This is a genomic window from Streptomyces sp. NPDC002817 (genome assembly GCF_053592055.1).
This window is the reverse complement of record NZ_JBSFUY010000004.1, coordinates 300,399-312,542: the sequence shown is the minus strand read 5'-3', so window position 1 is coordinate 312,542 and position 12,144 is coordinate 300,399. Positions and strand designations below refer to the sequence as shown.

Below are 12,144 nucleotides of genomic sequence, written 5' to 3'. Positions count from 1 at the left end.
TCTTCCCGCGTCATGGACTACTGCCTCCCGTGCCGAAGGCACCTCAACGGAGCCCTCGCCTGCCCGGGCTGCGGCACCTCAGCTCAACAACTCCACGCGTACGCGGCCCAGCCGCATGCCGCCGCCCAGCCGCATGCCGCCGCCCAGCAACAGCCGCAGCAGCTGCATATGCAGCAGCAGGCGGGTGCGGGGGCGTATGACGGCGGGTATGCGGGTGTGCCGTACGGGGACGGCCACGCGGGTGAGCCCCAGGTCGGCGGTGCGGAGAGTGGTGAACAGGCTGACGAGCGGGTCGAAGAGGCCGAGCCCGTGGGTGTGCCCGCGGGTGGTGGTCGGGCGGCGCGAAGACGTGCGCGGGGCCGGGGTGGCAGGGCTGCCGAAGTCGATGAGGAGCCCGAGGGCTACGACGACTCCGACGAGTTCGAGGACGACGACGAGGACGGTGCCGTCGGTGGCACGAGTCGCCGTGATCGCAAAGCGGCGGCGCATCGGCGTCGGCGCCGCCGGACCCTGCTGATCGCGGCGGGCTTCATACTCGCCGCCGGTGGTCTGAGCCTGGCGGAGCTCGGCATGGACGCTCCCGGCTCGTCGTCGACGCCTGCCGCGGCGGGGGGTGAATCGGCGGAGGGTGCGGCCGAGGCGGAGGCGAGCCAGACGGCCGAGCCGCTGACCGACGAGAACGGAACCGTCCCTTCGGTCTCCGAATCACCGGACGCCTCGACGTCCCCGTCGGCCTCGGCGTCGGAGTCCGAGGACGACAAGGACCCCGACAAGGACGCCCAGTCCGCGGCGGCCTCCGCCCCGAACCTCACCACATCCGCCCCGGCGGCAACGACCCCGGTGTCCTCTGCGCCCTCCACGTCGGACCCGACGACATCGGACCCGACAGCGGCCCCGTCCCCGACCGAGACGTGCGAACGCTTCCTGTGGTGGTGCACCTAGGCGGGTGGATACCCCCCGGTACGTCCCCTGCTCGCCGTTGCGCGAGTGTGGGTGGTGCCCCGTCTGGGGTCGCAGGAGACGGCTCTAGGGGCCGGCCGGCCCGCGTCTTTCAGCCCGTCCGGCGTTTGAGGACGAGGCCCTTCGGGCCGATGGGGGTCCAGGGGGCTCCGCCCCCTGGGAGCGGGGTCGAAGGGGCGGCAGCCCCTGGTGGATGGGACGGGTAGGGGCGGCGGGGGCGAGAAAAGCCCGGCGCGTGCCCCTCGTCTCAAGACCCCAGCATCCGCCGCAGCAGATCCCGGAAAACCGTCCGCTCCGCATCGGACAACCCCGCCAACGGCTCCCGGGCGAACCGCAGCGACTCCCGAAGGCTGCGGGCCACCGCCCGCCCTTCCTCCGTCACCGCCGCCAGCTTGACCCGACGATCCGCAGGATCAGGCCGCCGCTCCACCAGCCCCCGCGACTCCAGCCGATCCACGATCCCGGTGACATTGGACGGCTCGCATCGCAGCTTGTCCGCCAGCTTCCGCATCGGCAACGGCTCCAGCGACAGCAGACTCACCAGCCGAGCCTGCGCCCCGGTCAGCGCGTGCTCCGCCGCCGCCTCCTCGAAATCCGCGTAGAAACGGGCCACGACGTCCCCGATCAGCTCGACGACCTCAAGGGTCAGCGCATCGGGACGAGCGGTCTTCTGTGGTGTGGCCATGGCCCCAGCGTACCCCCATTACTTGACAACATGAAATATTCAGGAGCATGGTTGTTTCAGGTACTGAAGTAAATCTGAAAGGTTCCGTCATGATCAACCGCGAGTGGCACCTCCTCTCCCGCCCCGTCGGCTGGCCCAAGCCCGAGGACTTCGCCCTGGTCGAGGCGGAGATCCGGCAGCCCGCCGAGGGACAGGTCCTCGTACGGAACAAGTACCTGTCCGTCGACCCGTACATGCGCGGCCGCATGAGCGCCGCGAAGTCCTACGTCGCCCCCTTCGAGCTCGGCAAGGTGATGCAGGGCGGCGCGGTCGGCGAGGTCGTCGCCTCCGAGGCGGAGGGCATAGCCGTCGGCGACCACGTCCTGCACTTCGGCGGCTGGCGCGAGTACGCCACGTTCGACGCCGCGCAGGCCGTGAAGGTCGACCCGGAGGCCGCGCCCCTGTCGACGTACCTCGGCGTCCTCGGCATGACCGGCCTCACCGCCTACGCCGGCCTCCTGCGCACCGCCGTCTTCAAGGAGGGCGACAGCGTCTTCGTGTCCGGCGCGGCCGGTGCCGTCGGCAGCCAGGTCGGTCAGATCGCCAAGCTCAAGGGCGCCTCGCGCGTCATCGGCTCGGCCGGCTCCGACGACAAGGTCAAGCTCCTCGTCGAGGAGTACGGCTTCGACGCCGCCTTCAACTACAAGAACGGCTCGGTCAGCGAGCAGCTGCGCGCCGCCGCCCCCGACGGCGTCGACGTCTACTTCGACAACGTCGGCGGTGACCACCTGGAGGCCGCCATCGGTTCCCTCAACGAGGGTGGTCGCATCGCCGTCTGCGGCATGATCTCCGTCTACAACAGCACCGAGCCCGTCGCCGGCCCGAAGAACCTCGCCCGCCTCATCGCGACCCGCGGCCGCATCGAGGGCTTCCTGGTCAGCGACCACTACGACCTCCAGTCCCAGTTCGTCCAGGAGGTCGGCCCGTGGGTCGCCTCGGGCGCGCTGAAGTACCGCGAGACCGTCGTCGAGGGCATCGAGAACAACCTGGAAGCCTTCCTCGGCGTCCTGCGCGGCGACAACACCGGGAAGATGATCGTCAAGGTCTGACATCTTCTGTCGGTTTCCGGCATGCGGTAACTTCTTTCCGAAACCCGTCGTCGATCGTGGGCGCGAGCGCGGCGGACCTAGGAGGAAGACACCGCATGACCATCCAGCAGACCGACGTCCTCTACACCGCCGTCGCCACCGCCGAGAACGGTCGCGACGGCCGGGTGGCCACCGAGGACGGCAGGCTCGACGTCGTCGTGAACCCGCCCAAGGAGATGGGCGGCAGCGGCGAGGGCACCAACCCGGAGCAGCTGTTCGCCGCTGGCTACAGCGCCTGCTTCCAGGGCGCCCTCGGCGTCGTCGCCCGCCTGGAGAAGGCCGACATCTCCGGCTCGACGGTCACCGCGAAGGTCGGCATCGGCAAGAACGACGACGGCTTCGGGATCATCGTCGAGATCTCGGCCCGGATCCCGAACGTCGACGCCGAGACCGCCAAGGACCTCCTCGAGAAGGCCCACCAGGTCTGCCCGTACTCGAAGGCGACCCGCGGCAACATCAGCGTGACGCTGGTCTGACCCGTTCGTTGCGTACGACGGAGGCCGCACCCCTGGACGTGGGGTGCGGCCTTCTCGGTTGCCGTCGATCAGCTCGCCAGCGCCGCGGCGTGCACCGCCTTCACCAGCCGGTCGTTCTCCGGTGCCGCCCCGCCCGGGAAGGCGAGCCGGCGCCGGGTGTAACCGTAGGCGAGGCCGCTCCACGGGTCGGCGAAGGCCTGGGAGCCGCCCGCGCCGCTGTGCCCGAAGGTGCCGGCGCCCAGGAACGGGTGACGGCTGTCGGCGATCGCCTGGAAGCCCAGGCCGAAGGAGCGGTGCTGGCGGGCCACCAGGTCGTAGCCGGTGGAGTGGATCTGGCCGACCTCGGCGATCGTGTCCGGCTTCAGGAGCGGTGGCCGGTCGGCCATCTCGCTGATCGCCGCCGCGTACATTCCGGCGAGCCCGCGCGCGGCCGCCACCCCGCCCGCCGACGCCGGGCCCTTGGCGCGCACGGTACGGGAGTTGATGTACTCCAGCAGGTCACCCGGGTCCGGCACGTGTGCGTTGAACGCGATCGACGCCAGGGTGTGCGGGCCGGTGGCGGTGGCATCGATCTCGGCCTGCTGGACGGGGGTGGGGATCATCGGCTGCGCGGAGCGGTACCGCGGTTCCAGGGCCGCGGGCAGACCCAGATGGAAGTCCAGCCCGTACGGAGCCCGGATCCGCTCCTCCCACAGCTCCTGGATCGAGCGGCCCGTCGCCCGGCGTACGACCTCGCCGGTGAGCGCGCCGATCACCAGGGCGTGGTAGCCGAAGGCCGTGCCCGGGCGCCAGAACGGCCGCTGGTCGGCGAGGCGTTCGGCGATCGCCCGGTCGTCGGCCAGCTCGTCCCGGGTGAACCCGGCGTCGAGACCGACCAGCCCGGCCCGGTGCGTGATCAGCTCGCGCAGGGTCAGCGCACCCTTGCCCTCGGCCGCGAACTCCGGCCAGTAGTACGTCACCTTGCGGTCCAGTTCGAGCGTGCCGTCCTGGACGAGGAGAGCGGCCACGAGATGCGCGGCACCCTTCGTCGACGAGAACACGGCGTGGAGGGAGTCGGCGTCGTTGCCGTCGCCCGTCCACAGGTCCACGACCCTGCGGCCGTGGACGTACGCGCACAACTGGCCCTCGTAGTCGGGGCGTTCACCGGCCACGAACGCGGCGAACTCCTCGCGCACCGCCTCGAAGCCATCGGCGACGGTGCCGTGTATCTCCTGTGTCATCCGCTCTCCTTGACTGATCTACACCGCTAGCCGGCGCTGGCCATACTGAACAGCGCCCCTGCGACCTGCGGGAATTCCCCCTTCGGATGATCCCGGAAGAGGGGTTCGGTGCCGAAGAGGACCGACTGCGGACCGCTGACGACCGAGGGCTGTCCGGCTGCGGCCGAAGGTCCGCCGCTGCCGTCCGCCGACGGGCGCCAGTGCCCGGAGACGAGAGGGTTCCCGGTCGCGTACGACTGCTCCACGCGGACCTGCGGGCCGAGGTCCGTGAACCAGACGGGCGCGTACACGAAACCGTGCCCGGGAGCGCCGGCCGTCACCGGTCCCGAGTTCACCACCCGCACCACACCGTTGGCGTCCCCGTTGCCCTCGACCGGCTTCGCGGCCAGCAGGCCGGTGGCGGTGGCGAGTTCGGCTCCGGTGACGCCGCGCCCGACGAGACCGTGACCGGCGTCGAGGAAGGCGTCCAGGGCCGTGCGGGCGGACGTGGTGAGATCGCCGTACTCCAGCCCGGTGGACACGAACAGGACGTCCGCCGACGACCAGTCGAAGCCCGCGTTGGCGACGGCCGTCGAGACCGGGGTGACCTCGAAGTTCATCTCGCGCAGCGCGAAGAGCTCGCCGGGGGTCACGGCGGCGGCGACCCGGGTGCGGTGCAGTTCCTGGGCGCCGGTGAGGGTCGTCGCGTCGAAGGTCACGTCGTACGTCCGGGCCAGTTCGGCCGCCTTCTTCCGCGCCGACGCCGGGACGATCGCGCTGCCGCCGTCGGCCGTCCGCCGTACCGGAACACCTTGCTGGAGAAGGGAGTTGACGGCGGAGATCGCCTGCGGGTCGTCCAGGCGCAGCCGCAGGGCGCCGCGCGGGGCGACGTGACCGACGGCCGTGGCCTCGCCGATCGACCGCAGCGGCAGGCCCTTGAGGGTCCCGGTCGTCACCGGCTCCACCGTGGCGCCCCACAGCCGGCCCAGGCTCCAGCCCGAGATGTCGTACATCACCGAGACCTTGTCGCTGATGTCCCGTCCGTCGGCGAGCAGCACATTGGCCAGGCCCCGCTTGGGCTGGTGCATGTCGACGACGTACGAGCCCTTCGCGTACGTCTTTGCGCCGAGCCGGAAGGCGTGGCTCGCGCGGGTGACGCGGACGTCGTTGGCGAGGAGGTGGTCGACCAGCCGGGCGGTGGCGGTGGCCTTCGTGGTGCCGGGCAGGACGTAGGCGCGCGGGAAGGTGGTCGTGTAGACGTCCTCGGGGCCGATGCCGGGGACTCCGGGAACCGTCTCGGAGGAGACGGGGACCTGCGCGGCGCCCGTGGCCCCACGGCGGAAGACCTCGATCTGGTCGTTCACCAGCGCGGTGCGGTTGGCCCGGACGAAGTCGAGTGTGGCGCGGACGGCCGCACCGGCGACGTCCACGTTGACGGCCGAGCGGCGTCGCAGCTCCTCCACCGGCAGGCTGTTGTAGGCCGCGTTGTTCACCTGCAACGGGATCTCGACCGTGTGCGCGGCGACCGTGCCGTGGAAGGCCGCGTACTGCGGGGTGAAGATCGGGGGCCAGTCGTCCCAGCCCTCCTCCTGGTCCCGGAAGGGGATCTGCGCGGGCTGCACCCCGTCCTTCGCGGGCGTGTAGCCGAGGCCGTTGACGGCGGCCTCCATACCGAGGGCGTTGGCGTAGGTGTTCTTCAGGAAGAGGTCGTACTCGTAGTTCTCGCCGTGCGGGGGAGTGGTGGGCTCGATGAGGGTGCCGTTGACGTAGCCGTGCAGGTCGAGCATGACGGCGGGCTGCTTGTCGATCTCGATCCGCCGCATCGCCCGAACCTCGGGCTGCGAGGCGGTGACGAAGTCCCGGTTCATGTCGAAACCGTTGGCGTTGGCACGGGTGCCGGCGATACGGCCGTCCGGGTTGGCGGTGATGTTGAAGTAGAGCCGGGAGTGGGCGAGCAGGTCCCGGGTCCTGGCGTCCGTGGCGGTGGCGAGCTGCTCGATGAGCTTCAGGGAGGCGTCGGTGCCCTCCCACTCGTTGCCGTGGATGTTGTTGTTGAAGAAGACGGGCGCCTTGTAACCGGCCTTGATCTCGGGCGACTCGGCGGCCTGCGCGGGGGAGTTCTCGATCAGGTCGCGCATCCGCTCCTGGGCGCGGGCCTGGCGGACCGTCTCGGGCGCGGTGACGGTCACGAGGTAGAGCCGGTGTCCGCCGGCCGACCGTCCGGCGACCTCGACGCTGACGCGGTCGCCGAGGGCCTGTACGGCGTTCAGCTTCGGGGCGATCGCGTGGTACGGAGTGAGGCCGAGCTTGATGGACTTGTCGGCGGGGTTCTCGGGGTCGAGGGAGAGGACCTGCTCGCGGGGGTAGCCGCGGATCGCGCCACCGGTCACCTGTTCGTCGGCGAGGGCCCTCTTGGCGGCGCTCGCGGGGGCCTGTGCGGCCCGCTGGTCGAGTGGGGCCTCGTCCCGGGTGACGGGCGGTGCGGGTTCCGCGCCGGCCGTATGCGGGGTGAGCAGCAGTGAGCCTGCCGCGGTGAGGGCGAGGGTGGCGATCAGTACGGGTCTCGCGGGTGCGGTTCTCGTGGTGCGCACGCGTCGTACCTCCTCCGGGAGCTTCCTGAGATCGGTACGGCGACATGTACCTGTTCGACTCAACCGGAACAAGAGGGAGTTCGTGTCACGGATGCCCCGGATGGCGCATCCCGAGGGGTCCGGACGGGGCATGCTGAGCTCGGGACACCCGGCGACGGACCCGGCGACGGCGGCTTGTCAGGCGACGCGAGGAGAGCTCCTCATGGCACCGATCCCCCCTCTCCCCAGCAGGGAAGACGTACTGCGCATGGCGCGCAGCACCGGCGACATCACCGGCCAACTCCTGGACACGGCCGGGAACATCACCAAGATCGCGATCAACACCTTCGACCCCAGGGACGGTTCGGGTCAGGAGGTGCTGCGGGTCCTGCGCGAGACGACGGCGGAGCTGGCGGAGGCGAGCGCGTCGCCGCAGGCGCAGGAGGCGTTCTACCGGATCGTGGACACCCTGACCCGGCTCGGCACGAGCGGCGCTCCACTGGCCGTCCACCCGGTCAGCGAACCGGCCCAGGCCCTGCTGACGGCACTGGGCGACAGCCTGCTGCCGGTGCTGGACGCGGTGGAGCCGGCGGTGGAGGAGTTCGCGACCGCGCTGGGCGACCTGGTGGAGGCGATGTCCCCGCTGCTGCCCGCGGCGGCCGGGCTGGCGGCGGGCACCCTCCTCGCGTTGACCCCGGTGATCCGTACGGCGGCGGAGATCCTCCGCGATTCCTCCCCCGAACTCCGGCGCATCGCCGACGCGTTGACCGCGGCGCTGGCCCCGCTGATGCCGCTCCAGCTCGCCCTGGCGGAACGCGCGGCCGCCGCGGGCGCGGGCGTGGTCCGCGCTTCCCTCCAGCCCCTCGCCGACCTCACCGAAGCGGCGGCGGCGACCACCAAGGCGGCCCGTCCCGTGCTGATCGCCGGGGAAGAGCTGCTGGTGACGGGCCTTGAACAGCTCCAGCCGGTGCTGCTGGCCGGGGCGTCGCGTGCGGGCCGGGTGGCCCGGGCGGCGGCGGTACGGATACAGGCGGCGGTGAGTCCGGCGGACGAGCGGGGGGTCGTGGTGGCGGTGGTGCCGGGGTGACCGGAAGAGGGCCTCGCTGAGGGGGAGCGATCAGAACGGGGGGCCGGCGGACCACGGGTCGTCGGGGTCCGTCGGTGTGTGCCCCCGCACGACGGGCACGGTGGCCCTCCCGGTCAGGAGCGTGACGGCTTCCTCGACGCACCCTTGCAGGATCCTCACGTGCGCCAGGTCGGTCACGTGTCCGCCGGTGAGGGGCCCGGATTCCAGGAACTCGGCTGCTTCGTCGAGCCGCCCGAGGCCGATGAGGATCTTCGTGAGCTCCCCGGCCACGTACGAGTTGTCGGCGTCCGGATGGGCACGCAGTTCGGCGAGCGCCTGTTCCTGTCGGCCGGATCGGACCAGCAGTCCCACACGTTGCGGGAAGAACTCGGCCGGCATGCCGCCGTTCGCCTCAGCGATGGCGTCGATGACCGCGAGCGCCTCGTCGGCCCGCCCTTGGCCGGCCAGCAGGTTTCCCAGACCGTGGACGATCCAGTCGTCGCCGCACCCCGGCTCCGGCCGCAGCACCTCGATCGCCTCGTCGATCCGGCCGTTCCGCCGCAGCAGCTCGGCCGTCTCCCACGCGGCGTTGGGCGAGCCCTCGTCGACGAACGGCCGGAGCACGCCGACGGCTTCGTCCACGCGCCCCTGCTCTGCCAGCCACTTGGCCAGGCGATGGGCGGCGTCATCGCCCCCGTCCCCGGCGATGAACTCCCGCAGCTCAGTCTCCCGCCCGTGCCGCGCCAGCACGTCGGCGAGCTGCTCGACGACGTTGACGTACTTGCCGCCGCAGCACGTCACAGCAGGGCGCAGCAGGGCCACAGCCTCATCCACCCGTCCCTGCCGCTCCAGCACTCTGGCCGTCAGTTCCGTCGCGTTCCAGGCGTCGCCCCAGAAGGCGGGGCACTGGCAGCCGGCCTCGACAGGGGGCAGCAGCCCGGCCACCTCGTCGTCGCGCCGGTGGCCTTCGGTCAGCTCGACCAGGGCCTGGGCGTAGGACTGGTTGGCGGTGCGCGGGCCGAGCAGCGCGATCACCTCGTCGATCCGCCCCTGCCGGGCGAGTAGCTCCGCGAGCAGCGGCACCGCCCGCCACTCCCTGCCGTCCATGCGCGTACGGACGAGTGCGAGTGCCTCCTCCGGGCGCCCCCGTTCCTCCAGCAGCAGGGCCACGGTTCGCGCCGCGTCCCACCACCCGCTGTCGACGAACGGCCGCAGCACCCCGAGCGCCTCGTCCTCGTCGAGCAGCTCCGCCACCTTCCGCGCGCAGAACCAGTCCCCGTCCTCGGCCTGTCGCCGCACCTCGTCCACATGCCCGTGCTCCACGAGCAGCGAGACGATCCAGGTCGGTATCCACCCGTCGGAGGTCCGGGCGCGTCGGTCGAGTTCAGCGGCGTCCACGACCGGCAACCCTATCCCCGGCGCCCGATAGAGTTCCCCCATGCGCGATCTTGGGGTGGGCTTCACATATCTGCTGAAGGGCCAGCGGTGGGTGGCCCGGCACGGCAAGCAGTACGGCTTCGGGCTGATCCCGGGTCTGATCACCCTCGTCCTCTACGCGGCGGCGCTCGTCTCGCTCGCGGTATGGGGCGAGGACTTCGTCGGCTGGGCCACCCCCTTCGCCGACGACTGGTCCAGCCCCTGGCTCGGTCTCTTCCGCGGTTTCCTCACCGTCGTGCTGTGGGCCCTCGCCCTCCTCCTCGCGGTCCTGACCTTCACCGCGGTCACGCTCCTGATCGGCCAGCCCTTCTACGAGAGCCTCTCGGAGACGGTCGACCGCGATGTGTCGCCGGACGGCACCGCCCCCGAGTCCGGCCTCCCCCTCTGGCGCGAGCTGTGGATCTCGGGCCGTGACAGCCTGCGGATCGTGGTCCGTGCCCTGCTCTGGGCGGTCCTGCTCTTCGCCCTCGGCTTCATCCCGTTCGCCGGCCAGACCGTCGTCCCGGTGATCGGGTTCTTCGTCACCGGCTTCTTCCTCACCGAGGAACTCGCCGCCGTGGCCCTCCAGCGCCGCGGCGTCGAACTCCGCGACCGGCTCGCCCTGTTCCGCTCCCGCAAGACCCTGATCTGGGGCTTCGGCACCCCCCTCGCCGTGGCCTTCCTGGTTCCGTTCGTCGCGGTGTTCCTGATGCCGGGCGCGGTCGCGGGCGCCACTCTGCTGGCCCGCGAACTGCTCGGGGAAGAGACCCGCGAGGACTCGGACGACAACGACAACGACGTGGCGGGGATCACCTCTTGACCGAGATACTCGCCGTCGCCGTCATCACCGTCCTGGCCGTCATCGCCCCCGGCGCCGACTTCGCCATGGTTGTCCGCAACAGCTACCTCCACGGCCGCCGCACCGGCCTGCTCGCCGCGATCGGCGTCGCCGCCGGAGTCCTCGTGCACGTCACCTACACGATGCTCGGCGTGGGCCTGCTGATCGCCTCCTCCACCTTCCTGTTCACGGTGATCAAGCTGGTCGGCGCGGCCTACCTCGTCTACATCGGCGTCCGCACCTTCCGCACCCGCGGCGAGGTCCAGGTCGACCTGGAGACCACGTCGGACCTGACCCCGCTCAAGGCCCTGCGCGCCGGCTTCCTCACCAACGTCCTCAACCCGAAGACGACCCTCTTCGTCGTCTCGACCTTCGCCCAGGTCGTCAGCCCCGGCACCCCGGTCCACCAGCAGGTGGGCTACGGCCTGTTCATGTCGCTGGCCCACCTGCTGTGGTTCGGCGTCGTCGCGGTCTTCTTCTCGCACGACCGCATGCGCACCCTGATGCTCCGCGGGCAGAAGATCCTCAACAAGGTGATCGGCTCGGTCCTCGCCGGCCTCGGCGTCAGCCTCGCGTTCGCCCCGTCTCACTGACCGCCACGGTCACGATCGACCGCACCTGGGCGATGATGTCCAGCCGGTTCCGCACGAAGTCGGGGTCGGTGACCTCGGTGGTGTTGCCGGTGGCGAACTGCAGCACCGGCGTGTGCACATGGCCGCCGGGCAGTTCGTCGTGCAGCCCCGACCGGTCGCGCAACAGCGTCGCCCGGTAGGCGATCTCGTTCGACAGGTAGTCCCCACCGCCCCCGGCCCGGGCCGTCGACCCCTCCGTCGGCCCATCGGCCCGTACGACGGGTTCCGTCCCGCCCGCCGGGATCTCGGTCACGCTCGTGTTGTCGTACACGGGGAAGCGCCCGGTGCTCGCCGCCACGATCGCCTTGTACGGCAACGTCGTCGTCGTCCACTGCGGCTGCGAGCCCGGATCGGTGACGGGGACGGTCTCCTTCCGGGAGATGTTCTCGTTGTCCGGGAATCCGCCCCGCCAGGCCCCGTTGGTGCGCTCGATGTCGAACCGTCCGACCCGCCCCTGGCTGACCGTGGTGAAGAGGTCGACCTTCTTCAGATACGGCCGCAACGTCCGCTCCACCGTCCCCTGCGCGAAGTCCTGCCAGCGCACGGGGAACACGGCCGTCTCCACCCGCGCCGGCCCCTGTGCCGTCTCGATCACCGTGCCGTCGAGCGCGAGCGCGGTCGCCCCGGACGGATTGGAGATCCGGATGTCCCGGTCCAGCGTGAACGGATCGAACCCGGTGACGAGGATCCGCTTGATCCCCTTCCCGGACGGATACCGGATGGCGGTCTGCCCTCGCGAGGTCCGCTCCAACTCGCCGAGCAGCGCGGCCCGTTGCCTGTCACCCAGCCCGAACCCCGGCTCCCAGGTCCGCACCTGCCGCGTCATCCCCAACCGCGCCCAGTACAACGGCCGGTCGTCGTCCCGGCTCAGATCACCCCCGGCCGGTCCCCGCCCCTGCGCCCGGTCGACGGCCCGCTTCCACAGCGCGGATCCTTCGCGTACGACGATCCGGCGGGCCTGCGCATAGGTGCGCGCCGAGCCGAGCTCCCGCGCGAACTGCGGTGCCACGGAGTCGAATCCGGAGCGTCGCAGTATCTCCTGTGGCACGGCCTTGTCGAGCCGCAGTTCCTCGACGGTGGCGGTGGGAGCCGCCTCGGCGGCCTGGGGTATCGCGAGCCCGGCCATCAGGGCGAACCCGATCACACCGACTCGAACGCGTAGGGAATTCAAGGGA

At 71.1% G+C, this 12,144-nt stretch carries 11 protein-coding genes and 1 pseudogene; 7 read left to right on the top strand and 5 right to left on the bottom strand.

What is annotated here, in order from left to right; genetic code table 11:
• Positions 1 to 12: 12 nt before the first annotated feature.
• Together ACWD3I_RS10475 and ACWD3I_RS10470 are read left to right on the top strand one after the other, a co-directional pair.
• Positions 13 to 312 (top strand): annotated as a pseudogene (locus tag ACWD3I_RS10475) (SCO2400 family protein); the annotation flags it as partial.
• A 258-nt stretch (positions 313 to 570) separates the two neighbouring features.
• Positions 571 to 942 (top strand): hypothetical protein, encoded by a 372-nt coding sequence (locus tag ACWD3I_RS10470; protein WP_365393733.1) that lies wholly within the window; start codon positions 571 to 573, stop codon positions 940 to 942.
• 265 nt (positions 943 to 1,207) lie between these two features.
• On the opposite strand, the gene ACWD3I_RS10465 is transcribed toward ACWD3I_RS10470, so the two are convergent.
• A complete protein-coding gene (locus ACWD3I_RS10465) occupies positions 1,208 to 1,645 on the bottom strand; it encodes a MarR family winged helix-turn-helix transcriptional regulator (protein ID WP_365393732.1) in 438 nt (145 codons plus the stop codon).
• Between the two features lie 89 nt (positions 1,646 to 1,734).
• Here ACWD3I_RS10465 and ACWD3I_RS10460 point away from each other — a divergent pair, with 89 nt between their 5' ends.
• Complete coding sequence (locus ACWD3I_RS10460) at positions 1,735 to 2,733, top strand: NADP-dependent oxidoreductase (RefSeq protein ID WP_365393731.1); 999 nt, start codon at positions 1,735 to 1,737, stop codon at positions 2,731 to 2,733.
• Positions 2,734 to 2,828: 95 nt separating this feature from the next.
• A complete protein-coding gene (locus ACWD3I_RS10455; protein WP_365393730.1) occupies positions 2,829 to 3,248 on the top strand; it encodes an organic hydroperoxide resistance protein in 420 nt (139 codons plus the stop codon).
• Between the two features lie 68 nt (positions 3,249 to 3,316).
• On the opposite strand, the gene ACWD3I_RS10450 is transcribed toward ACWD3I_RS10455, so the two are convergent.
• Both ACWD3I_RS10450 and ACWD3I_RS10445 read right to left on the bottom strand, forming a co-directional pair.
• The gene (locus ACWD3I_RS10450) at positions 3,317 to 4,468 is read right to left on the bottom strand and encodes a serine hydrolase domain-containing protein (protein WP_365393729.1); all 1,152 of its coding nucleotides are present in this window, start codon (positions 4,466 to 4,468) and stop codon (positions 3,317 to 3,319) included.
• A 26-nt stretch (positions 4,469 to 4,494) separates the two neighbouring features.
• Entirely contained in the window at positions 4,495 to 7,038 is a 2,544-nt protein-coding gene (locus tag ACWD3I_RS10445) for a M14 family zinc carboxypeptidase (protein ID WP_365393728.1), read from the bottom strand.
• A 202-nt stretch (positions 7,039 to 7,240) separates the two neighbouring features.
• Between ACWD3I_RS10445 and ACWD3I_RS10440 the strand changes: the two genes are divergently transcribed.
• On the top strand, positions 7,241 to 8,104 hold the full coding sequence (locus tag ACWD3I_RS10440) for a hypothetical protein (RefSeq protein WP_365393727.1): 864 nt from the start codon (positions 7,241 to 7,243) through the stop codon (positions 8,102 to 8,104).
• Between the two features lie 30 nt (positions 8,105 to 8,134).
• Here the strand turns inward: ACWD3I_RS10440 and ACWD3I_RS10435 are convergent, their stop codons facing one another.
• Positions 8,135 to 9,481 carry a tetratricopeptide repeat protein gene (locus ACWD3I_RS10435; RefSeq protein ID WP_365393726.1) on the bottom strand — a complete coding sequence of 449 codons (1,347 nt, stop codon included), beginning with the start codon at positions 9,479 to 9,481 and terminating at the stop codon, positions 8,135 to 8,137.
• Positions 9,482 to 9,521: 40 nt separating this feature from the next.
• Between ACWD3I_RS10435 and ACWD3I_RS10430 the strand changes: the two genes are divergently transcribed.
• Both ACWD3I_RS10430 and ACWD3I_RS10425 read left to right on the top strand, forming a co-directional pair.
• On the top strand, positions 9,522 to 10,319 hold the full coding sequence (locus ACWD3I_RS10430) for an EI24 domain-containing protein (RefSeq protein WP_365393725.1): 798 nt from the start codon (positions 9,522 to 9,524) through the stop codon (positions 10,317 to 10,319).
• The gene (locus tag ACWD3I_RS10425; protein ID WP_267016013.1) at positions 10,316 to 10,930 is read left to right on the top strand and encodes a LysE family translocator; all 615 of its coding nucleotides are present in this window, start codon (positions 10,316 to 10,318) and stop codon (positions 10,928 to 10,930) included. The genes ACWD3I_RS10430 and ACWD3I_RS10425 overlap by 4 nt, the downstream gene beginning before the upstream one ends.
• Here ACWD3I_RS10425 and ACWD3I_RS10420 read toward each other — a convergent pair.
• Positions 10,902 to 12,140 carry a pyroglutamyl-peptidase I family protein gene (locus ACWD3I_RS10420; RefSeq protein ID WP_365393724.1) on the bottom strand — a complete coding sequence of 413 codons (1,239 nt, stop codon included), beginning with the start codon at positions 12,138 to 12,140 and terminating at the stop codon, positions 10,902 to 10,904. The two genes, ACWD3I_RS10425 and ACWD3I_RS10420, sit on opposite strands and share 29 nt — an antisense overlap.
• Positions 12,141 to 12,144 lie beyond the last annotated feature (4 nt).

What these genes read in the sequence shown, in the direction of transcription:
- ACWD3I_RS10460 (WP_365393731.1), top strand. Translation starts at nt 1,735, where the DNA reads ATGATCAACCGCGAGTGGCACCTCCTCTCCCGCCCCGTCGGCTGGCCC.
- ACWD3I_RS10470 (WP_365393733.1), top strand. Translation starts at nt 571, where the DNA reads ATGGACGCTCCCGGCTCGTCGTCGACGCCTGCCGCGGCGGGGGGTGAA.
- ACWD3I_RS10455 (WP_365393730.1), top strand. Translation starts at nt 2,829, where the DNA reads ATGACCATCCAGCAGACCGACGTCCTCTACACCGCCGTCGCCACCGCC.
- ACWD3I_RS10465 (WP_365393732.1), bottom strand. Translation starts at nt 1,645, where the DNA reads ATGGCCACACCACAGAAGACCGCTCGTCCCGATGCGCTGACCCTTGAG.
- ACWD3I_RS10440 (WP_365393727.1), top strand. Translation starts at nt 7,241, where the DNA reads ATGGCACCGATCCCCCCTCTCCCCAGCAGGGAAGACGTACTGCGCATG.
- ACWD3I_RS10450 (WP_365393729.1), bottom strand. Translation starts at nt 4,468, where the DNA reads ATGACACAGGAGATACACGGCACCGTCGCCGATGGCTTCGAGGCGGTG.
- ACWD3I_RS10430 (WP_365393725.1), top strand. Translation starts at nt 9,522, where the DNA reads ATGCGCGATCTTGGGGTGGGCTTCACATATCTGCTGAAGGGCCAGCGG.